This window comes from Isoalcanivorax pacificus W11-5 (assembly GCF_000299335.2).
GTDB classification, from domain to species: domain Bacteria; phylum Pseudomonadota; class Gammaproteobacteria; order Pseudomonadales; family Alcanivoracaceae; genus Isoalcanivorax; species Isoalcanivorax pacificus.
In genome coordinates this window covers 2440493-2463138 of sequence record NZ_CP004387.1, presented here as the reverse complement: position 1 = coordinate 2463138, position 22646 = coordinate 2440493, and the positions used below count along the sequence as shown (strand labels likewise).

The following is a 22646-nucleotide window of genomic DNA, read 5'->3' as shown; positions in this document are numbered from 1 at the left end:
AAAGCATGAGTGAACAAACAGCCATCCGTTGGGAAAAAGACGCGGACAACATCGTGACGCTGACGCTGGATGATCCGAACCAGTCCGCCAACACCATGAACGAGCTGTATGGCCGTTCCATGGCGGCCGTGGTCGAGCGTCTGGAAAAGGAAAAGAACGACATCGCCGGTGTCATCATCACCTCTGCGAAGAAAACCTTCTTTGCCGGCGGCGACCTGCGTGACCTGCTGAAAGCCAAACAGGAAGACGCCGAGCGCTTTCTGGCCGGGGTGACCGAGATCAAGCGCCAGCTGCGTGTCATCGAAACCCTGGGCAAGCCGGTCGTTGCGGCGCTCAACGGCACCGCGCTGGGCGGTGGTCTGGAAATCGCCCTGGCCTGCCATTACCGCGTGGCCATCAACGACAAGTCGGCACAGTTCGGCCTGCCGGAAGTGACCCTGGGCCTGCTGCCGGGCGGCGGCGGTGTCACCCGTGTGGTGCGCATGCTGGGCATCCAGAACGCGCTGATGAACGTGCTGATGCAAGGCCAGCGGATGAAGGCGGAGAAAGCCAAGTCCGTGGGCCTGATCCACGAACTGGCGGACGACCGCGACGACATGCTGGCCAAGGCGCGCGCCTGGATCAAGGCCAACCCGAAGGCGCAACAGCCGTGGGATGTGCAGGGCTACAAGATTCCGGGCGGCGATCCGAAGACCCCGGCATTTGCCATGAACCTGCCGGCGTTCCCGGCCAACCTGCGCAAGCAGATCAAGGGTGCCAATTACCCGGCGCCGCTGGCGATCATGTCGGCGGCCGTGGAAGGCGCGCAGGTGGATTTCGATAACGCCTCCACCATCGAAGGCCGCTATTTTGTGTCACTGGTGACCAGCCAGGTGGCGAAGAACATGATCACCGCGTTCTTCTTCAACCTGCAGGCCATCAACGCCGGTGCCAGCCGTCCGAAAGATGTGCCGAAGTACAAGGCCGAGAAAGTGGCCGTGCTGGGTGCGGGCATGATGGGCGCCGGCATTGCCTACGTCACCGCCCGTTCCGGCGCCGAAGTGGTGCTCAAGGATGTGTCGCTGGAAAACGCCGAGAAGGGCAAGGACTACTCGCGCAAGCTGCTCGACAAAGAAGTCTCCAAGGGCAAGATGACCAAGGAGAAGAAAGAGGAAATCCTGGCGCGCATCACGCCGACGGCCGACGCCAAAGACCTGGCCGGCGTGGACTTTGTGATCGAGGCGGTGTTCGAGAACACCGAACTCAAGCACAAGGTATTCCAGGAAATCGAAGACGTGGTGAACCCGGACGCCGTGCTCGGCTCCAACACCTCTACCTTGCCGATTGCCGGCCTGGCCGAGGGCGTGAAGAACCAGCCGAACTTTATCGGTATCCACTTCTTCAGCCCGGTGGACAAGATGCCGCTGGTGGAAATCATCCGTGGCAAGAACACCAGCGACGAAGTGCTGGCAAAGGTGTTCGACTACACGCTGCAGATCAAGAAGACCCCGATTGTCGTCAACGACTCCCGTGGCTTCTTCACCAGCCGTGTGATCGGTACCTTCATCAACGAAGCGATTGTCATGGTCGGTGAGGGCATCAGCCCCGTCTCCATCGAGCAGGCCGCCACCCAGGCCGGTTACCCGGTCGGCGCGCTGAAGCTGATGGACGAGATCAACATGAAGCTGTCACTGAAGATTGCCGGTGAATACGAAGCCGCGGCCAAGGCCGCTGGCCAGGAGCCGATCAAGCATCCGGCGCTGGCGGTGATGGATCGCATGGTCAACGAGTTCAAGCGGCCGGGCAAACTCGACGGTGCCGGCTTCTACGAGTACCCGGAAAACGGCAAGCCGCACATCTGGCCGGGCCTGAAAGACGCCTTCGGTGGCGATCAGACAATCCCGTTCCAGGACATGCAGGAGCGGATGCTGTTTGCCGAAGCGATCGAAACCGTGAAGTGCTTCGAAGAGGGTGTGCTGGAATCTGTCGGCGACACTAACATCGGCTCCATCTTCGGCATCGGCTTCCCGGCCTGGACCGGCGGCGTGATGCAGTACATGAACCAGTACGAGGGTGGCCTGCGTGGTTTCGTGCAGCGTGCCGACGCGTTGAAAGCAAAGTACGGTGATCGCTTCACCGCGCCGAAGCTGCTGGTGGAAAAAGCGGAAAAAGGCGAAGTGTTCAAGTAAGTCTGGATGCTGCGTGACGAGAAGCCCGCCGACCGGCGGGCTTTTTTTGTTCATCGCGGATTGGCGTGACAAACAGGGTCGGACGTCGGACGTCGGACGTCTGACGCCAAACCCGAATCAAACGAGTCTGCCAATAGCGATGCGGTGCTGCCTGCATCGGATATCAAGCGCTTTTAGCGTCAGACGTCAGACGTCAGACGTCAGACCCAATAAGGCGCGTCGGACACCAAAATCAGGGGGCGCCAGCTTTGCCAAAGCCCTATAGACCGTTTGTCTCACGTTGTGATCATGACGCCATTTTTTTTGTCCTGTCGTCCAGCATGTCCTGGGAAGGGGGAAAGGGGCGGCGTGAAGATGGACAGTGGCGTGAGCGTGCTGATATCTTGCGCGCCTAGCCGTGATCGGTCATTTTTCATGCTGCGGACCACAAGAAGTCTGCAGCCATATGGCCATCATTTTCGGGGGAAAGGATATGTTGGCCGCTGGTGTTCGCCTGCCCGGGGGATTGTCCCTGCGGCCGGCCAATGATGGGGATGCCGCGTTCCTGGCGTCGCTCTACAGCTCCACCCGCGACGACCTGCGTATCCTGCCGGACCGTGACCTCGCCGAATGCCTGATCGAACTCCAGTTTCGCGCCCAGACCGAAAGCTATGGCACCGACTTTCCGGAAGCCATGCATTTCGTCGTCGGACTGCATGATGACCGTATTGGCCGGCTGATCCTCGACTTCAGCCGTGGCACGGTACATATCGTCGATATTTCCTTTATTCCCGCCGCACGCGGCCACGGTTACGGCCAGACGCTGATTCAGGCCGTGCAGTCCGTGGCACAGCAGATCAACACCCCGGTTTCCCTGAGTGTGGCGAGTGACCGCGCCGATCTGGCCCGTTTCTATGCGCAGTTCGGTTTTCAACTGGACGGCCAGAGCGCGCCGGCCCATGCGCGCATGGTCTGGTACCCGCAAGCGGCCCGCCGGAGTGCCTCATGAGCGATCTGCTGACACTGGCGCAGGCTCATGCGGCCTGTGGCAGTACATTTGTCACGCGGGTGCGAAGCACGGCGGGCGAGGTGTGCGTGCCGCTGTTGCTGGAGCAGGTCACGGAAAGCCCGGCCCGGTCGGGCTATGTGCAGTTTGCATTGTTGTTCACTGCGCCGGCGGCCCAGCCGCTGGTGCAGGCCACGTTTCTGCTGACCCACGACACCCTTGGCGAAACGCCGGTGTTTCTGGTGCCCGTCGGGCAACGTGGCGACTTGATCGAATACGAGGCGGTCTTCAGTTATCCGGAGCCGACCGAGCCAGCAGGTACATGACAGATCCAGCGATCTGAAACGGGGGCAGCATGGAAAGACGAACCTTTATTGCCGGCCTGATCGCCACACCGGTGGTGCTCAGTGCCTGTGGTGGGGGCGGCGGTAGCCAGGGGGCGCCGGCGCCGGTCTCGGCCAACGAGCCGATCGGGCGCGCGCGCCATTTTCGTGGCCGCGAGGGTGACGTGTTTTATGTCGAGCACCCGCTCTACGGTTCGGTCGATGCCGAGCTTGTCAGCCTGGTGGACAACACCATGGACCCGTCGCTGGAACAGTTCCTGCTGACGTTTGCCCTGCCGGCGGGCAGCAATCTGGGGGACGGCATGCGCCGCCTCACGCACCGCACGCTCGGTGAAATGGCGCTGTTTCTGCAGGGTGGGCGTGATGACGGTGTACACCAGTTTTATTCCGCGGCGTTCAGCCACCTGCTGGTGGCGAACACGCCGCCGGCCGTGTGAGGGAGGGTAAGACATGGCGCAACCCTATGTAGGGGAAATTCGCCTCTTCGCCGGCAACTTCGCGCCGGCGGGCTGGATGTTCTGTGATGGGCAGTTACTCCCGATCTCCGAAAATGAAACCCTGTTTCAACTGATCGGCACGACCTACGGCGGCGACGGCTTTTCGACCTTCGCCCTGCCGGACATGCGTGGCCGGCTGCCGATGCATCAGGGCAACGGTTTTATCCTGGCGGAAACGACCGGGGTGGAACAGGTGACCCTGACGGTCAACCAGATACCGCCGCACCGCCATTTTCCCTCGGCGAGTTCGCTGGAAGGCACGTCCAACACCCCGGCCGGCAACGTCTGGGCGGCGGGGCCCTCGCCCAGCTATGCCGCTGCGGGGGCACCCCTGGTCGCGCTGCGCAATGACCTGGTGCAGCAGACCGGTGGCAGCCAGCCCCATGAAAACCGCATGCCCTATCTGGGGCTGAATTTCATCATCTCGTTGTTCGGGATTTTCCCGAGCCCGACCTGACAAGCGACGGAGCAGGCGGTCATGGCAGAGCCATTCCTTTCAGAATTCAGGATGTTTTCGTTCGTGTTCGCACCCAAGGGTTGGGCGCTGTGCAACGGACAGTTGCTGCCCATCAACCAGAACCAGGCGCTGTTTTCCCTGCTGGGCACCACCTTTGGTGGCGACGGGCGCGTCAATTTTGCCCTGCCGGACATGCGTGCCCGGGTGCCGGTGCATGTCGGCGGCGACGTCACGCTCGGGCAGCGGGGCGGGGCGATGGAGGTCACGCTGTCGCTGTCGGAACTGCCGGCGCACGGCCATGCGGTACGCGTGCATTCCGGCGTCAGCACCGAGCGCAGCCCGGCCGGCAAGACCTGGGCGCGCACGTCGGAAAACATGTTCCGGGCCGATGCCAACACCGGCTTGTCCAATTCACTGGTGTCGAATATCGGCGGCAGTCAGGCGCACACCAATATGCAGCCGTCGCTGACCCTATCGTTCTGCGTTGCCCTGCAGGGCATTTTCCCCAGCCCCAACTGAGAGAGCGAGCACATGGCTGATCCTTTTGTCGCAGAAATCCGCATGTTCCCGTTCAATTTCGCACCGAAAGGCTGGGCCTGGTGCGATGGCCAGATATTGCCGCTGTCGCAGAACACGGCGCTCTTTTCGCTGCTGGGCACCACCTATGGTGGCGACGGTAAAAGCAACTTTGCCTTGCCGGACCTGCAGGGCCGGACGCCGCTGCAGCCCGGGCAGGCGCCAGGTCTGTCGCTGTATGACCTGGGCGAGCAGGGCGGCCAGTCTTCGGTCACCTTGCTGACCACCGAAATCCCGGCGCATGTGCACACACTGTCGGCAGCGCAGGCCTCGCCGACCTCGCTGTCACCCTCGGGTAACGTCTGGACAGGTGATCGCCGGGCGAATGCCGTGGCGTACACCGCTGCCGCGCCGGACACCGAGATGTCGCCCAACGCGTTGGGGCCGACCGGTGGCAGCCTGCCGCATAACAACCGGCAGCCGTATCTGGGGGTTTATTTCTGCATTGCGCTGCAAGGGGTGTTCCCGCCACGGACCTGATGTTTGACGGGCTTTGTCGAGTGCCGCAGGGGCGGCGGGTAAACAACAATATTCTTTTTCGGGGTGAATTCATGGATGCGGCAATCATCGGGGCAGGACGCCCGTCAGTGTGCAAGGCTGTCCGGGGACAGTGGCTGACAGCGTTGTTCGGTACGCTGCTGTGGTGCGTCAGCGCACTGGCGCAGGCGGACCTGACGTTCAATGTGAACACCACCGATGACACGACGACGGGCACCAGTTGTGCCACAGCGGGGCTGTGCAGCGTGCGCGCGGCGATCAATGAAGCCAATGCCATGGACGATGGCGCCCCTGCGGTCATTACCGTCGCCATCCCGGCTGGCACTTATACGCTGAGTACACCGCTCGAGTTGCGCCGCAATATTCGCCTGATTGGCAGCAGCGGCGATCAGGAGGGCGACCCTTCACAGACCATTTTGCAGGCGGGGAATGAGGCATTCCAGCCGGGCAATGGTCAGGTCATGCTGATCAATCCGGATTATGACAACAGCTTCGACACCTACCTTGCCGCGTTGACGGTTCGCCACGGCTACAACACCACCTCGCTCTATGGCGGCGCCATCGACTGGGACGGCGAAGATACCGTCGGCGGCGAGAACAACGGCACCCTGACGATCTACAACAGCGTGTTTGCCGACAATGCGGTGGCCATGGCCGGCGGCAACGGCGGCGCCATTGCCGCGTATTTTGGTGCCCGGGTCAGCATTTCAAAATCGGTCTTCCGCAATAACCGCGTCGTCAAAGACGGCTTCCCGTCCGGCGCCGCCGGTGCGCTGGTGGTGGTGGAAACACCGGAAGTGGAACTGACCGATGTCGTCATCGAGGACAACCGTGCGCAGGGTTACGGCGGCGCGCTGTTGTCGGGTATGTCGACCAGCGTGGAGATCGAACGGACCACCGTGGCGGGCAACCGTGCAGAGCAGTCTGGCGGCACGGGCGGCCAGGTCGGCGGCCTCGGTGTGTCGGATTACACCGGCACGGTCAGCATTATCAACAGCACCTTCTCCGGCAACGAAGCCGATGGCAGCGCCGGTGGCCTGCGCCTGGCGCCGCTCGGGGGTGCCGGTGCGGAATTGCTGCACGTCACAGTGGCCAGCAACCGCGCCGCGAAAACCTACGGCACCCCCGGTGAACAGGGCGGCGGCCTGCATGTGGTCTCTGACCTGGCGCCGACCGTGCTGCGGAATACGCTGGTGGCCGATAACCTGGGCGGCACCGGAACGGTGGCGGACAACGCACGCGGACCGCTGGCGCCCGCCAGTGCCCACAACCTGTTTGGCCCCGGTGTGGCCACGGGGCTGGCCGATGGGGTGAATGGCAACCAGCTCGACGTGGCCGATGCGCGCCTGCTGCCGCTGGCTGACTACCATGGGTGGACACGCACCCACGCGCTGGACAACGGCAGCCCGGCGCTGGACGCCGGGCTGGATTCCGGCACCCTGCCCGCCACCGACCAGCGCGGCTGGCCACGGCAGTTGATCGCCGCCGGCAGTGGTGTGGCGCTGCCGGATATCGGCGCGTATGAAGCGCACCCGACCATGACGCTGATCCCGGATCAGGAAGTGCTGGGCCAGCTGGTGGGCGTTCCCACCGTCGATGTGGATTTTCAGGTGGGTGACGTGACGTTGTCAGGCGGTGTCACGGTGGAGGTCATCGCGTCCTCCAATCCCACCCTGGTGCCGCTGGTCAATCTCGTGTTGAGTGGCGCGGGCGCCGAGCGCAGCCTGGCCATGACACCGGCGCCGGGCGAGTGGGGCAGCACTGACGTCACGCTGCGTATCTCTGGCAGCTACAACGGCGAGCAGCGCCAGCGGACGCACAGCTTCACCTTTACCGTCGTCCCGCCACCGGAACTGTCGGTGAGCAAATCCCATAGCGGCGATTTCTATCAAGGACAGACAGGCGCGACGTTCACCGTCGATGTACAGAACATCGGTGACGGCCCCACCATCCCCGCCGCGGGTGCGGTCACCCTGGTGGACACTCTGCCGCCGGGGCTGACGGCTACTGCGATCAGTGGCACCGGCTGGAGCTGTACGCTGGCCACCGCCACCTGTACCCGCAACGACCTGCTGGCGTCAGGCGCGAGCTACCCGCCGGTGATCGTCACGGTGACCGTGGATGACAACGCCGCGACGTCGCTGATCAATACCGTCACGGTGCAGGGCGGTGGCGACGCGGCGGGCGATGACGCCGACGATCCGGTCAAGGTGCTCTACCGCACGGCCACGGGCATTACCGTGGGCAGCAGTGTGTACGGCACGGATTTCCAGATTGCCGCCGAACTGACCACGCCGGGGCCGTCGCCGGCCGGCAACATGATTCTCGAATACTACAACGGCACCGCCTGGGTGACGGCCGCTTCCCAGGCGATCAACGATTACAGCGCCGTGTTTACGCTGGACGGTGACAGCTACAACGCAGGCACCCATGCTTTCCGCGCCGCCTTCCCGGGCAATGCGGATTACCGGGGCAGCGAGTCCGCCCCGGCCAACCATATCGTGCAGCAGGCACCGCAGACGCTGAGCTGGACACCGCCGACGAACCTCACGTTCGGTGATCCGGCCGTGACCGTGACGGCCACCTCCAGCGTGGGCCTGCCGGTGACACTGAGCAGTTCGGACACCGATGTGTTCACGGTCAGCGGCAACGTGCTGACCATCGTCGGCGCCGGGTCAGCGACGCTGACCGCATCGCAGGCGGGCAACACCAACTACAGTGCCGCCACCTCCCTGACGCAGGTGGTCACCGTGGCGCGGCAACCGGCCACGGTCACGCTGGGCAACCTCGCACAGCAGTACGACGGCACGGCGCGTGCCGCCACCGCCACCACCACGCCGGCGGGCCTGGCGGTGTCCCTGACCTATGACGGCGCCGCCACCGTGCCGGTCAATGCCGGCAGTTACGCGGTGGTTGCCACCATCACCGACGCCAATTACACCGGCAGTGCCAGCGGCACGCTGGTGGTCAGCAAGGCCGACCAGAGCATCAGTTTTGCCGCCCTGGCCGAGCGCACGGTGGGGGATGCGCCGTTTGCGCTGGCCGGCAGTGCCGACTCCGGCCTGACGGTGAGCTACACCAGCAGCGACACCACGGTGGCTACCGTCAGCGGCAACCAGGTCACCGTGGTCGGTGCGGGGACGACATCCATCACTGCCGGGCAGGCCGGCAACGGCAACTACAACGCCGCCACACCGGTCAGCCAGACGCTCACGGTGAACCAGGCCAGCCAGACGATCACCTTCGCGGCGCTGGCCCCGGTCACCTTCGGCGATGCACCGCTGACCCTGACAGGCAGCAGCGATGCGGGCCTGCCGGTGAGCTACGCCAGCAGCGACAGCAGTGTCGCCACGATCAGCGGCAACACCCTGACCATCGTCGGCGCGGGCAGCGCCACCATCACGGCCAGCCAGCCCGGCAATGACGATTACCTGCCGGCCACCGATGTCGACCAGACGCTGGTGGTGAACAAGGCCGCAGCCACCGTGACGCTCTCTGATCTGACGCCGACCTATACCGGCGCCGCCCAGGCCGCCACCGTGACCACCACGCCTGCCGACCTGACCGTGGACGTGACCTACGACGGCGCGGCGAGCGCCCCGACTGACGTGGGCAGCTACGCGGTGGTGGCGACTGTCAACGAAGCGAATTACCAGGGCAGTGCCAACGGCACTCTGGTGATTGGCCAGGCCAGCCAGACCATCACCTTCGATGCACTGCCGCAACGCACCTACGGTGATGCAGCGGTGACCCTGAGCGCGACCAGCAGCAGCGGCCTGGCGGTGACCTTCGCCAGCGATGACCCGTCTGTGGCCAGCGTCAGCGGCAACACCCTTACATTCACGGGCGTCGGCACAGCCCATATCACGGCCAGCCAGGCCGGCGATGCCAACTATCTGGCCGCCACCGACGTGGTGCGTGCCCAGGTGGTGGCAGCCGGTGCCGGCACCGTGCAACTGAACGACCTGACCCAGGTGTACGACGGCACACCGCGTGCGGTGACCGTGGTCACCGAGCCGGTGGGGCTGAGCGTCGACATCACCTACGACGGCGCCGCGACGGTGCCCACCGACGCCGGCAGCTATGCCGTGGCGGTGACCATCACCGACCCGCTCTATACCGGTGGCAACACCGGCACGCTGGTGATCGAAAAAGCCGACCAGAGCATTTCCTTTGATCCGCTGGCGAACCGCACCGTGGGCGACGCCGCCTTCAGCCTGGGTGGCAGCGCCAGCTCCGGGCTGGCCGTGAGCTACACCAGCAGCGATACCAGCGTGGCCACGGTCAGCGGCGATCAGGTGACCATAGTGGGTGCGGGCAGCACGTCGATCACCGCCGAGCAGGCCGGGGATGGGAACTACAACGCCGCCACGCCTGTCAGCCAGACACTGACCATCGACAAGCGCGACCAGGTGATCACCTTTACCGCGCCGGGCCCGGCCACCTTCGGTGATGCGCCGCTGGCGCTCACTGCCAGCAGTGATGCCGGCCTGCCGGTCACCTTCGAGAGTGACGACACCAGCGTGGTCAGCATCAGCGGCAGCACCGCCGTCATCGAAGGTGCGGGCACGGCCGTCATCACCGCACGCCAGGTGGGCAACGAGGACTACAACCCGGCCAGCACCACACAGACGCTGGTGGTCAATCTGGCCTCGCAGACACTCACCTTCCCGCAGCCGGCGGACCAGGATTACCCGGGCAGCCCGGTCACCCTGACGTTGTCGGCCACCTCCAGTGCCGGCCTGCCGGCCACCTTCACGCTGGACAGCGGCCGCGCCACGCTGGACGGCGACACCCTGACACTGACCGGCCCTGGCCCGGTGACGGTGACGGCGTCCCAGTCCGGCGACGGCAATTACACCCCGGCCTCCGTGACCCGGAGCTTCAACGTCGTCGCCACCGCCAACGCCGAATGGACCGTGACGCAGTGCGGCAATACCGGTGACGGTGCGCTGGTCACCGTGCTGGCCGATGCCGTGGCGGGCAATACCGTGCGCTTCGAGGCGGATCTGGTCTGCCGTGACGGCACCGCGATCCAGCCGGGAACGGAACTGCTGGTGAGCAACCTGCAGATCGACGGCGAAGGCGCCGATATCGAAATCAACGGCGGCGGCAGCCATCGCCTGTTCCGTATCGAAACCGGCGAACTGCTCCTGCGCCACCTGATCCTGAAAGACGGCTTTAGCGCCGGGCAGGGCGGTGCGGTGCTGGCGAACAACGCCTTCCTGACGCTGGAGAACGTCCAGCTGCGCGACAACATTGCCGTGCAGCAGGGTGGCGCGGTGGCCGTGACCGGTCCCGACACCAACCGGGCGGTGCTGCGCAACGTGACCGCCACCGGCAACCAGGCGGACGAAGGTGGCGCGCTGCGCTTCGAGCGGCCTGACCAGGCGGCGCCGCTGTTCAATGTGTGGCTGGAGAACGTCACGCTGGCCCAGAACACCGCCACCCTGCAGGGCGGCGCGATATCGTTCTCGGATAACGGCGTCTACGACCTGTCCGGTGGTGGCACCCTGAACGGCCTGCTGTCCCTGCGGCACGTCACGCTGATGGACAACAATGCGCCGTCCGGCACGGCGCTTCACATGGTGCCGGCACAGAGCCGCCTGGAGTTGATCAACACGGTGGCGGCTGGTGCTACTGCGGCCGGTGAGTTGGTCGTCGGCGCGCCGGCCGGCACGGATGTCACCGGCTCGCTGATCAGTTTCGGTGATCTGGGTGCGCTGGACAGTGATCCGCTGCTGTCTGCCGTCAATGAGCAGGGTGAGCTGGCGTATTACGCCCTGCTGCCGGGCAGCGCGGCCATCGGCGCCGGTCACACCGGCCTCTGCATGGGCGTCGATCAGCGCGGCGTAGGGCGTGTGGCCCGGTGTGATGCCGGGGCGATCCAGTCGCGGGGCTTTACGCTCACGCTGGTCAGCGGGGATGAGCAGAGCGCGCCCATTGATGCCGCTTTCGATGCGCCGCTGGTGGCCAGCGTGGCCAGCGCCTCCGGCGAGCCCGTCGCGGGCGGCCGCCTGGACTTCCAGGCACCGCTGACGGGCGCCAGCCTCAACCCGGCAGCCCAGCAGGCGACGCTCGACGCCAGTGGCCAGGCCTCCCTGCCGGTCACGGCCAATGGCGTGGTGGGCAGTTACGAGGTGGTCGTGCAGGCCACCGGCCTTGACGGCAGTGACAGCTTCGCGCTGGAAAACCTGCCGTTGACCACCAGCGTCAGCCTGTCGCAGAACGGCCCCGTGGCGGTGGGCGAGAGCTACACCGTGACCGCCGTGGTCAGCGCCAGTGGTGCCTTGCCGAGTGGCAATATCGTCTTTGAACGTCACGACGGTGACGCCTGGCAGCCCTTCGACAGTGCGGCGCTCACGGGTGACACCGCGCTGTTGCAGCGTGTTGCCGACACGGTGGGCAGCCTGTCACTGCGGGCACGTTTCCCCGGCAGCGCCACCCATCTGGCGAGCGACTGGGAAGAGATCATCGTGGTCGTCTACCCGCCGCTCTCCGTCATTGATCCGCAAGGCGGCCCCGTGCAGGCCGGCGGCAGCCGCAGCATCGAGATCGCCGGTGGCGAAGGCGGCAGCTACGCCATTGATGTGAGCGGGCCGGCCGGTTTCACCGACGGTGAAACACTCACCTGTGGCCTGGCCAGTTGTGACTACAGCTTCAACGCGCCGTCCACCGGGGCGTTTGCCGGCACCTACGACATCACCGTCACCGACCAGAGCACCGGCTGGCACGAGACGATCAGTATTGATGTGCCGCTGCGCGTCTCTGTACAGCGGCTGGTACTGCTCAGCCGTGACGCCGACCGTAACCAGACCGCTGTTGCGGTGACCGGCGCGCCCTCAGGCACGTCGATCACGCTGCAACCGGATTCGGCGGACAGCCTGGACCTGGCGCAGCCCTCTGTCGTGGCCGAGGACGACAGCGCGCTCGGCAACCCGGCCGTGTTCAGCCTGCGCCTGCTCGACACCCTGGCGGCCAGCCGTGACGTGATCCTGACCGGCAGCGCCAGTGGCCTGCCGGACGGGGAGGCCAGCCTGCGTGCCGAACAGTCCGTGCTGTATCAGGGCAGCGTCAGCGGCCCGCTCAGCGAAGTGATTGCCGGCGCCAGCATCACGCTGCTGCGCGCCAGCGGCGGCAGTGACGCGCTGCCGCTGGAAGACGATCAGGGCCGCTTCCTGGCCACGACCGATGCGCTGGGTGCCTTTACGCTGATTGCCCCGCCGACGGTGGTGGGCGCGGACGACAGCCTGGAAGTGTCGGCGGTGGATTACCGCACGCTCGTGGTACCGGTGCCGGATTGCCTCACGCCGTGTGCACTGGTGCTGGAAGCCGCCGTGGATGCCGAGACGCCGCGCTTTACACCGCCGGCCGGCACCTATGCCGGTGGCGTGCAGGTGCGCCTGGAAAGCACCACGCCGGACGCGATGCTGCGCTACACCACCGACGGCAGTACGCCCACCGCGACCCACGGCACGGAAGTGGCGAACAACACGCATCTGCTGCTGACCGAGACCACCACCCTGAAAGTGGTGGCCTACAAAGTCGGCCTGAATGTGTCGGCGGTGGCCGAGGCGGAGTTCCGTATCACGGATGCGACATTGAAAGTGGGCAGCGGCGGTGCAATAGGCAGCCTGTTGCTCGCCCTGCTGTCGCTGCTGGGGCTGCGTCGTCGCCGATAAATCGCTTGCGCCGTCACCTGCAAGGGTGACGGCCCGATCATGATCAGTTGCGGCCTTGCTGGTCGCATCGGGAAAGGGAAACATGTAATGCGCAATACATGGCAGTCAGCATCGCGGGGCGCTCGCGGTCGTCTTCTGGGAATGGCGATGCTGTTGGCACTGGCGGCACCTGTGGCGAACGCGGGCGAGCTGTATCTGGGGGCCGGCATCGGGCAGGCGCGTACTGCCGTGGATGACAGCGACATCAATGATCGTCTGGCTGCGGCTGGCCTGGGGGGCAGCGGGCGTGTCTCGGACACGGAACGCACCGGCTGGAAGGCCTACGCCGGCTATCAGTTCCTCGAATTCATGGCGCTTGAAGGCGGCTATACCAGCCTGGGTGAAATGAGCCTGGATTTCAGTGGTGTCGGCATCGCCTCGGCAAAACAATTGGCGGAGATCGCGCCGGTCTCCGGCGACCTCTGGGAACTGGCGCTGGTGGCGCGTTACCCCATGAGCGAAACGTGGCACCTGCTGGCCCGTGCCGGGGCAGCGCGCTGGGACATGGAATATGCGCTGGGCAGCGACAGCGGCAACCTGACCGGCACCGATCCCGTGCTGGGTCTGGCCGTGGAACGGCATATCGCCAGCCACTGGTTTGCACGCCTGGGCTGGGATCACTATGTGGTGCCGGAGGAAGACACTGATCTGTTCTCGCTGGGTCTGGTGTACCGCTTCGGCGAACCGGCAGCGCGGCGTGCGCCGGTGCTGCCCACCCAGGCACCGCCGGTACGGCAACCGGCCCCCGAGCCTGTCCAGACACAAGAGCCTGTCCAGACACAAGAACCTGTTCCGGCACCGAAGGCTGAACCCGAGCCGGTCGTCGAGTCCGCTCCGGCTCTGGCGCCGACGCGGGAAGCCCCCACTGTGGCCAGCATTCACTTCGAACTGGGCAGCGCTGACGTGCCGCCAGGCGAGCTGGACGAGGCCATCGCCTGGCTGAAGGCCAACCCGCAGGCGCGGGTGGAAGTGCACGGCTTCACCGATACCACCGGCCCGGTGGAATTCAACCGGGCGCTGTCGTTGCGCCGCGCCGAGAATGTGCGCGCCGTATTGCTCGAAGGTGGTGTCGAGCCTGACCAGGTGACCGTGGCCGGCCACGGTAGCCAGACGCCGCGTGCGGACAACGATTCGCTGGCAGGCCGTCGTCTCAATCGCCGGGTCGAGGTAACATTGCTGCCCTGAGAGCGACGTCGGAGCATGTCCCATGCAATCACTGGATGAAGCACAACGGGTCAGGGCCTGGCCACACTATATTCATTGGCCCTGCTGACCCTGTTTGGCCGCCCGGCAAGGCAGCTGATGCGTAGTGTGGCGGGCCCACATGAGCAGAAGCTAACGCGGTCGGGCGGCCAAACAGGGTCAGCCCTTCGGGTTGAGGCTGAAAAAGCGCCGCTCCGCGTTGCTCGTCAGTCGTTTGGCGCCACCAAACTCGCCTCCTTGCGCCTTGATCGGCGTTTTTTCAGCCTCAACAGGGCCAATGAATATAGTGTGGCCAGGCCCTCAGCAGGCGCCTTTTATTCGGGCACTTGGCATGCAGGCCGAGCACGTCGCGCCGGGGGAAATCACCACCCGGCTGGTGTGCCGGCCGGATCACCAGCAGCACGATGGTTTCATCCATGCCGGCGTGCTCGGCACGATGGCGGATCACAGCGCCGGCGCGGCGGCGGCCACGTTGTTGTCGCCGGGCCAGATGGTGCTGACGGCGGAATACAAACTCAACCTGCTGCGTCCGGCGCAGGGCGAGCGCATGGTGTGTGAAGCACGCGTGCTCAAACCCGGCCGCACACTGACCGTGGTCGAATCCGAAGTCTGGGCTGAAAGTGACGGCGTGCCGCGCAAGCTGGTGGCCAAGGCTACGGTGACCCTGGCGGTGATCACGCGCCCGGCCTGATCAGAAGCGGTCGCGGCCTGTCAGGCCGAGATTGTTGATACGGGTCTTGCGCAGCAGTTTCAGCAGCAGATTGCGGCAGGCCCGCAGCAGCGGGTAGAGCACCCGCGACAGGTGACGCGAGCCGAACAGCCAGCGGTTGAAACGGTTGAACACCCACGACGGCGAGCCGAGCAACGCCAGCATGTGGATCGCATCGGCGCCGTAGTAAAGCTGATGATCCAGTTTCAGCACCATGCCCTGATCGATATCCAGACCGGCGGCGGTAATCTCGTCCATCAGGCGCCCCGGTTCACGGGCATCCACCAACACCAGCTCCCCGACCGATTCGCGAATCCGGACCAGCCGGCAGTAGTGATCGCAGGCGGGGCATTCGGTGTCGTAGACCAGATAGATTTTCTGCATGGATGTGCCCGGGATGGTATTCAATGGCGCCAAGGTTACCATAGGACATCATCGCCAGACCGGAGCACCTCATGCCCACCGAACTCCCGCCCGACACGCAGCAGGCCATCGAGGCCGCCGTCTTCCGCCGCCTGCTGGCACACCTGGACAGCCGCCGCGACGTACAGAACATCGACCTGATGAACCTGGCCGGCTTTTGCCGCAACTGCCTGTCAAAGTGGTACGCGGCCGCCGCAGAGGAGCAGGGCGTCACGCTGGACAGCGACGGCGCCCGCGAACGCATCTACGGCATGCCCTATGCCGAATGGAAAGCGCGCTATCAGCGTGAAGCGACGCCGGAGCAACTGGCCGCGTTCGCCAGCAAGGACTGACGTTGCGCTGGCGCCGCAAGCTGGTAGTCTCGGCGGAACCACACCCTCGTCGTCACCGGATAACCGATCAAGGAATGCGTGATGAATCTTGAGAAAGTCGTGTTCGGCTTCTTTATCCTGCTGGCCCTGACCCTGAATTTCGGTTTCTTTCTTGGCGAAATCGACAATGTGCATCATCACAATGTCTATGAACTGTTCGCCGCCATCATCGTCAGCCTGATCGCCACGGCGCTGAAATTCGGCGAGCGCACCCAGATCGGGGCGGTGTTGCTGGCGGCCAGCCTGGTGGCCGATCTGCAACTGATTGCTGCGGCGCTGGTGTGGACCATTGCCGTCCACGTCACCGACGTCGGCCTGACGCCGGCGGTGATGGCGAGCATCGTCTCGCTGTCCGGTGGTGCGCTGCTGGCCAATCTGGTGTCGGCGGTGTTGCTGGTGGTCGAGACCGCCAGCCTGCACCGGTAACCGTTGATGATCCGCTCGGTCGTCCCGTTGCTGCTGCGGCGCATGCGTGTGCCGCTGGCGGTGCTGATCGGCGTCTACGGCGTAGCGGTGCTGGGTTTCACGCTGATGCCCGGTGTCGATGACCAGGGCAACGTCTGGTACATGAGCATTTTCCAGGCGTTCTACGTGGTCAGTTACACCGGCAGCACCATCGGCTTCGGCGAAGTGCCGTATCCGTTTTCCGATGCGCAGCGGCTGTGGACCATGGCCAGCATCTACATGACGGTATTTGCCTGGCTGTATTCGGTCGGTACCATCATTTCCCTGTTGCAGGACACCGGCTTCCGCCAGGCGCTGTTGATGGCGCGCCTGCAACGCAGCATGAGCAGCTTCAACGAGCCGTTCTATATCATCTGCGGCTACGGCGACACCGGCCGGCTGCTGGCACGTTCGCTGCTCAACCGTGGCCGTCGCGTGGTGATCGTCGACAAGGACCCGCACAACGTCGAAGACCTGCGTACCCGTGACCTGGGTGTCTACGTGCCGGCGTTCTGCATGGACGCGGAAATTCCCGACAACCTGCTCATGGCCGGCCTGCAGCACCGCTGGTGTGCCGGCGTGCTGGCGGTGACCGACGATGACCATGCCAACCTGAAAGTCGCGATCACGGTGAAGTTGCTGAACAGCAAGATCAAGGTGTTCTGCCGCGCCGACGCATTGGCAACGGTGGACAACATGCTGTCGTTCGGCACCGACCTGGTGGTGAACCCGTACCAGGATTTTGCCCACCGGCTATTGATGGGTATTTTCGAGCCGGACAGCCACCGCGTGTACGACTGGCTGACCTCCCTGCCGGATTACCCGCTGCCGGAACGCCCGGTACCGCCGCAGGGGCGCTGGATCATCTGCGGTTACGGACGCTTTGGGCGCGCGGTCTATCGCGCACTGACCTCGCGCGGTATCGAAGTCACGCTGGTCGTTGAAAATGCCCGGGAAAAAGGCTGCCCGCCGGGCGCTATCGAGGGCAAGGGCACCGAGGCGGTGACCCTGCGTGCCGCCGGCATCGAGAGCGCCAGTGCGCTGGTGGCCGGCACGGAGGATGACGCCGACAACCTGTCGATCATCATGACCGCGCGTGCGCTCAACCCGGACATTTATCAGGTAGCGCAGGAAAACCGGCTGCACAATCGCGCGCTGTTCCAGGCCGCCGATGTGGCGCTTGCCGTGCAGACCAGTTACATCATCGCCAGCCGCTTTCTGTCCGTGCTGGGGGCATCGCTGCTGAAGGAATTCCTGGAACAGGCGGGCGAGCAGGGCAACGAATGGAACCGCGCACTGGCCCTGCGCATGCGCCAGGGCTGTGACGCCCTGACACCGGAAAGCTGGACATTGCGCGTGAGCAAGAACCGGGCACCGGCGGTGGCGATGGCACTGACGCTGGACGAACCGATCATGCTCGACACCCTGTGCCGCGATCCGCGTAACCGCGACAACCAGCTTGATGCGATTCCGCTGCTCCTGGAGCGGGAAGGTGAGTGGCAATTGCTGCCAGCCGGAGGCACCAGGCTGAAAATGGGCGATCGGGTCCTGTTCTGCGGTACCGAACGGGCGCTGGACCTGATGAGCTGGAACGTGTCGCACCTGAGCGTATTGCGCTACGTCCACAACGGCGAGCAGCACCCGGACGGCTGGATCTGGCGACGCCTGGCGAAACGCCGCCGGGAACGGGCTGCCGCCACGCCGGAAGTCTGAACAGGCGGCGCCAGCCCCGGCGCGGCGGTTACCGGGGGTTGAGCGTCTGCAATGTGGTGACGAATTTTGCCGCCATGCCCTGCAGCTTTGCCTGTTGCCGCGCATCCTTCAGTGTGTCGTCGTCACCGAATGCTTCGTGCGCCCGGCCCACGGCCAAGGAATCCGGCATCAGCATTACACCGAGGTTGGTCAGTAACTGCCGCGCCAGCGTCAGGCTGCGCAGGCCACCGAGGGCGCCGGGGGAGGCGGACAACACCAGCGCGAGTTTGTCGCGAAACAGCGCCAGCCCGTCCTGGTCGCCGTCCGGACGTGACAGCCAGTCGAGCGTGTTTTTCAGCAGCGGCGTGATAAAGCCGTTGTATTCGGGAGACACGACCAGCAGCCCCTGGTGTTCGGCCAGCAACGCCTTGAGGCGCTTGCCCTGTTCGGGAATGCCTTCGGCGGCTTCCAGGTCGCCTTCGTACAACGGCATCGGATAATCCTTCAGCTCGATCAGCGTGATGTCGCCGCCGGCCTGGCGCACGCATTCGGTGGCGACGCGCGCCAGCCGGCGATTGAAGGAGGCGCTGCGGGTGCTGGCAGCAAAGGCGAGAATGCGGGGAGGGTGGGGAACATGGAGAGTATCGGCCATTTATCTGCTCCGGTCATGCATTCAGGAGGGTTCGTCGCCGACCAGTGCGGCGGCTTCGTCGTTGAGCGTCTTGCCTGCGTGTTGCGGGCGAACCAGCGGCGCGGTCTGCGGCAGGTTGCCGAAAGTGTGGCCACGGCCAGCCTCCAGGCCGCCGTCGGCGGTTTCCAGTTCAAAGCGCGTGGCATCCAGCCGGCGCACTTCTTCCACGGTGTCGGCGGCATCGTTCTCCGCAAAGCCCATGGCACGCAGCGCTGCGTCACCGAATACCAGCGCCGATTCAAAGGTTTCGCGTACCAGAAAATCGACGTCGTCGCGGATCAGTGTCAGCGCATGGCGGCGGTCGTAGGCGCGCACCAGCAACTGGCACAGCGGGAATTCATGCCGCACCAGCCGGGCAATGCGGCTGGCAGCGTCGGCGTTGTCCACGCATACCGCAATGGCGCGGGAGCGTTCGGCGCCGCAGGCGTGCAGCACATCCAGGCGCGTGCCGTCGCCGTAGTAGACCTTGAAACCGAACCGGGTGGCGTCGCGGATCTGGTCCGGATCGACGTCGATGATGGTCACGTCCACATTGCGCGCCAGCAGCGTCTGGCTGACCACCTGGCCGAAGCGGCCGAAGCCGATGATCAGCATGCCGCTGGACAGATTCTCCGGGGCCTCGACGCCTTCCAGCGACGGTGCCGGCCGGGTTTCCAGGCGGCGCAACAGCAGCAGGGTGACCGGTGTCAGCACCATCGACAGGATCACGATGGCGGTGTACGTGGCATTCACGTTGGCATCGAACAGCCCGGACTGGCTGGCCGCCGCGAACAGCACAAAGGCGAACTCGCCGCCCTGGCCGAGCAGTGCGGTACGGTGCAGGGCTTCGCGGTGATCACTGCGGGTGACGCGGGCGACCAGATAAATACCGAGGGATTTTGCCGCCGTGTACGCAATCACGCCGGAGAGGATGAGTTGCCAGTCAGCCGCCACCCGCGACAGGTCCAGCGACATGCCGACGCCGACAAAGAACAGCCCGAGCAGAATGCCCCGGAAGGGTTCGATATCGGTTTCCAGCTGGTGACGAAAACTGGACCCGGACAGCAGCACACCGGCCAGGAACGCCCCCATGGCCATGGATAGGCCGCTGAGGTCCATCAACAGCGCCGCGCCGAGCACAATGAACAGCGCGGCGGCGGTCATCAGCTCCCGGGCGCGGGCATTGGCCAGCGTGCGGAACAGCGGGTTCAGCAGCCAGCGGCCGGCCACAACCATGGCGGCGATGGCGCCGACACCGGTGATGACCGCCATCAGCCGTGAACTGTCCGGGTCTGCATGCCCTGGCGACAGGAACGCCACCAGCGCCAGCAGCGGCACGATCGACAGGTCTTCCAGCAACAGGATCGACACCGTGCGCTGGCCGGCGGGCGTCGACATGGTGCCTTCCTCTTCCAGCACCTGGAACACGATCGCGGTGGAGGAGAGCGTAAAGCCCATCGCCGCGATCAGTGATACCACCGGCGACAGGCCGAACACATAGTGGCCCAGCCCGCTGAGCAGGGCGCCGCAGAGCATTACCTGCAAGACACCCAGGCCAAAGATCTGCTGGCGCATGCACCAGAGTTTCGACGGCTGCATTTCCAGCCCGATCAGAAACAGGAACATCACCACGCCGAGTTCGGCGATATGCAATATCGCCCCGGGGTCGGTGAACAGCGCGAGGCCAAAGGGCCCGATCAGCAACCCGGCGGCCAGATAGCCCAGCACTGAGCCGAGCCCGAGACGCTTGAACAGGGTCACCGCGACGATGCCGGTGCCGAGCAGGGCGACCATCGGCATGAGTTCGCGGGCGTAACTTTCTACCGCCATGTTGCGCTCCTGATCAGCGTGGCAGGGGGATGCGTTCGCTTTCGCCCGGCACCATGGGGAAATCGCCGTTCTGCCAGTCTTCCCGCGCGGCCTCGATCCTTTCCCGACGCGACGAGACGAAGTTCCAGTTGATGTGCCGTTCGCCCGGCAGCGGCTCACCACCGAACAACAGGCAGCGTGCGTCGCTGCCGGCGTTCAGGGTGATCTCGCGCTGGTCGTCCAGCAACAGCACGTGGTTCACCGGCAGCGCTTCGCCGTTGACGTCCAGCGTGCCCTGGGCGAGGTACAGCGCCAGTTGATCCGGTCGTGCCGGCAACGTCAGCGAGCTGCCGGCCTCGAGTTGCAGGTCCACATAGACCGTGGGGGATGCCGTCTGCACCGGCGACACCCGCCCGAAGGCTTCGCCGAGCAGCACGCGCGCCACCACGCCGGGGGCTTCGTGCAGCGGCAGGGTATCGGCCGCATGATGCACAAACGCCGGCGCGCATTCCTCGTCCTCGAGCGGCAGCGCCAGCCAGGTCTGGATGCCTTCGACCACGGCCTGGCTGTCGCGGATGTCGTCGGGAATCCGTTCCGAATGGCTGATGCCACGCCCGGCGGTCATCAGGTTGATGGCGCCGGGCTCAATGCGCTGCACACTGCCCAGGCTATCGCGGTGCATCATGGCGCCACTGAACAGATAGGTGACGGTGGCCAGGCCGATATGCGGGTGCGGCCGCACGTCGCCGCTGTGCGTCTGCGCCTCGAAATGCGCCGGGCCCATGTGGTCGAAGAAAATGAAGGGGCCGACGCGCTGTTGCACGGCGGCGGGCAGCAGGCGCTGCACTCTGAAGCCAATATCGCGCTGATGGGGCCGGATCAGTTGCGGCATGAGGGTGCCCTCTGTTGAGCGTCCGGCGGTCAACCGAGACGGGTGTCGATATGAATCTCGGTCTGCGTCATCAGTTTGTGTACCGGGCACTTGTCGGCGATCTCCAGCAGCTTTTGCCGGGCGTCGTCATCCAGGTCGCCATTGAAGTGCAGGTTCACGGCCAGCCGGTAATGGCCGCGCTGTTCCTCACTGCTGTCGCGTTCGATGACCACGTCGATGCTGTCCAGGGGCACTTTTCTGCGCCGCGCCACCATCATGACGGTGATGGCCTTGCAGGCCGCCAGTGACGCATCGAACAGATCGTGGGGGTCCGGTGCAGAGCCGTCGCCGCCCAGTTCACGGGTGACGTCGGCGAACAGGGTGTGTTCATCAATGCGCAGACGCTGACGGTAGCTGCCCGTCTCGTCCTTGTGCAGTTCAACAGTCATGGGGAATCCGTGTCGGTGGGGTTGCCCGAAAGCGTCGCGTTTTTTGTCGCGGGCGTCCAGTGCCGGGGCGAGGGAGTCAGTGCGGGTCCGTGGCACCGCAGGCCTGCATGGCAGCCCAGCCGGCCCGGACGAACAGCTCGCGCAGGGCAGCGGGCGAGCGCTTGCGGCGGCCTTCCAGCCATTGCCGGGCATAATCGTGCACCGGCCCGGCCAGCAGGGAATGATGCAGGCCGCTGTCGCGGGACGACAGTGCCGCGGCGCCGGGCAGGCTGTAGAAGCGCTGCCACAGTCGCTTGTTGGCGTCGGCCACTTCGGCGCTGAATTCCGCCTCGCGGTCTGCCTGCGACAGCACCACGCGATGATTGAACACGAAACGCGCCCAGTCCGGGTGTGCGCTGATCCAGTCGATATTGGCGCCAACGATGGCGGCCACGGCCTCGCGGGCGGTGCCGGCGGCATCGGTGGCCTGCGCCAGCCGCGCGCGGAAATCACGCAGGCCGGCAATGTACACCTCGGCGGCGAGCCCTTCCTTGTTGCCGAAACGGTGGTACAGGCTGCCGACACTGGCGCCCGAGGCGGCACGAATCATGTCGATGGTGGTGGCTTCCACGCCGTGCTCCGCGAAGCAGCGCAGGGCGGCGTCGATGATCTGCCGGTGCCGTTCGGTTGACGTCAGCTTTGTCATTAGAATAATCTTCTAGAACAATTTTCCAGTCATGATACACCCCCACCGGCCCGTCCGGCCATGTTGCCCAGGAG

At 65.0% G+C, this 22646-nt stretch carries 19 protein-coding genes; 13 read left to right on the top strand and 6 right to left on the bottom strand.

All coding sequences use genetic code 11. The annotated features are described in order from the left end of the window. The first annotated feature begins 5 nt into the window (after positions 1-5). The 10 genes from S7S_RS11150 to S7S_RS11105 all read left to right on the top strand — a co-directional run bounded on the left by S7S_RS11150 (position 6) and on the right by S7S_RS11105 (position 15140). Positions 6-2168, top strand: coding sequence for a 3-hydroxyacyl-CoA dehydrogenase NAD-binding domain-containing protein (locus S7S_RS11150; RefSeq protein ID WP_008737175.1), 2163 nt, complete (start codon positions 6-8; stop codon positions 2166-2168). Between the two features lie 472 nt (positions 2169-2640). Further along, positions 2641-3156, top strand: coding sequence for a GNAT family N-acetyltransferase (locus S7S_RS11145; protein WP_035204700.1), 516 nt, complete (start codon positions 2641-2643; stop codon positions 3154-3156). Next, positions 3153-3479 (top strand): DUF6916 family protein, encoded by a 327-nt coding sequence (locus tag S7S_RS18875; RefSeq protein ID WP_008737180.1) that lies wholly within the window; start codon positions 3153-3155, stop codon positions 3477-3479. Before S7S_RS11145 ends, S7S_RS18875 begins: the two co-directional genes overlap by 4 nt. Before the next feature lie 29 nt (positions 3480-3508). Continuing rightward, a complete protein-coding gene (locus S7S_RS11135; RefSeq protein WP_008737182.1) occupies positions 3509-3934 on the top strand; it encodes a DUF6916 family protein in 426 nt (141 codons plus the stop codon). Positions 3935-3947: 13 nt separating this feature from the next. Next, positions 3948-4451: a phage tail protein gene (locus S7S_RS11130; protein ID WP_008737186.1), complete on the top strand. Its 504-nt coding sequence runs from the start codon at positions 3948-3950 to the stop codon at positions 4449-4451. 21 nt (positions 4452-4472) lie between these two features. Continuing rightward, positions 4473-4970 carry a phage tail protein gene (locus tag S7S_RS11125; RefSeq protein WP_008737189.1) on the top strand — a complete coding sequence of 166 codons (498 nt, stop codon included), beginning with the start codon at positions 4473-4475 and terminating at the stop codon, positions 4968-4970. Positions 4971-4982: 12 nt separating this feature from the next. Then, positions 4983-5507, top strand: coding sequence for a phage tail protein (locus tag S7S_RS11120; RefSeq protein WP_008737190.1), 525 nt, complete (start codon positions 4983-4985; stop codon positions 5505-5507). A gap of 107 nt (positions 5508-5614) precedes the next feature. Next, positions 5615-13207: an MBG domain-containing protein gene (locus tag S7S_RS11115; RefSeq protein WP_008737192.1), complete on the top strand. Its 7593-nt coding sequence runs from the start codon at positions 5615-5617 to the stop codon at positions 13205-13207. Positions 13208-13354: 147 nt separating this feature from the next. Further along, positions 13355-14431: an OmpA family protein gene (locus S7S_RS11110; RefSeq protein WP_008737194.1), complete on the top strand. Its 1077-nt coding sequence runs from the start codon at positions 13355-13357 to the stop codon at positions 14429-14431. A 295-nt stretch (positions 14432-14726) separates the two neighbouring features. Next, positions 14727-15140 carry a PaaI family thioesterase gene (locus tag S7S_RS11105; RefSeq protein WP_035204647.1) on the top strand — a complete coding sequence of 138 codons (414 nt, stop codon included), beginning with the start codon at positions 14727-14729 and terminating at the stop codon, positions 15138-15140. Here S7S_RS11105 and S7S_RS11100 read toward each other — a convergent pair whose 3' ends face one another. Further along, positions 15141-15542, bottom strand: coding sequence for a DCC1-like thiol-disulfide oxidoreductase family protein (locus S7S_RS11100; RefSeq protein ID WP_008737200.1), 402 nt, complete (start codon positions 15540-15542; stop codon positions 15141-15143). Between the two features lie 71 nt (positions 15543-15613). Between S7S_RS11100 and S7S_RS11095 the strand changes: the two genes are divergently transcribed. From S7S_RS11095 to S7S_RS11085, 3 genes are all read left to right on the top strand, one after another. Beyond that, complete coding sequence (locus S7S_RS11095; RefSeq protein WP_008737204.1) at positions 15614-15913, top strand: DUF1244 domain-containing protein; 300 nt, start codon at positions 15614-15616, stop codon at positions 15911-15913. Between the two features lie 81 nt (positions 15914-15994). Then, the gene (locus S7S_RS11090) at positions 15995-16378 is read left to right on the top strand and encodes a DUF6394 family protein (RefSeq protein WP_008737206.1); all 384 of its coding nucleotides are present in this window, start codon (positions 15995-15997) and stop codon (positions 16376-16378) included. Between the two features lie 6 nt (positions 16379-16384). Beyond that, positions 16385-18109 carry a potassium channel family protein gene (locus S7S_RS11085; protein ID WP_008737208.1) on the top strand — a complete coding sequence of 575 codons (1725 nt, stop codon included), beginning with the start codon at positions 16385-16387 and terminating at the stop codon, positions 18107-18109. 28 nt (positions 18110-18137) lie between these two features. Here S7S_RS11085 and S7S_RS11080 read toward each other — a convergent pair whose 3' ends face one another. From S7S_RS11080 to S7S_RS11060, 5 genes are all read right to left on the bottom strand, one after another. Beyond that, a complete protein-coding gene (locus S7S_RS11080) occupies positions 18138-18740 on the bottom strand; it encodes an NADPH-dependent FMN reductase (protein WP_008737210.1) in 603 nt (200 codons plus the stop codon). Positions 18741-18761: 21 nt separating this feature from the next. Beyond that, complete coding sequence (locus tag S7S_RS11075; protein ID WP_008737212.1) at positions 18762-20588, bottom strand: monovalent cation:proton antiporter-2 (CPA2) family protein; 1827 nt, start codon at positions 20586-20588, stop codon at positions 18762-18764. A 13-nt stretch (positions 20589-20601) separates the two neighbouring features. After that, positions 20602-21459 (bottom strand): pirin family protein, encoded by an 858-nt coding sequence (locus tag S7S_RS11070; RefSeq protein ID WP_008737214.1) that lies wholly within the window; start codon positions 21457-21459, stop codon positions 20602-20604. Positions 21460-21488: 29 nt separating this feature from the next. Continuing rightward, on the bottom strand, positions 21489-21887 hold the full coding sequence (locus S7S_RS11065; protein WP_008737216.1) for an OsmC family protein: 399 nt from the start codon (positions 21885-21887) through the stop codon (positions 21489-21491). Between the two features lie 76 nt (positions 21888-21963). Then, positions 21964-22572 (bottom strand): TetR/AcrR family transcriptional regulator, encoded by a 609-nt coding sequence (locus tag S7S_RS11060; RefSeq protein ID WP_008737218.1) that lies wholly within the window; start codon positions 22570-22572, stop codon positions 21964-21966. Positions 22573-22646: the final 74 nt, after the last annotated feature.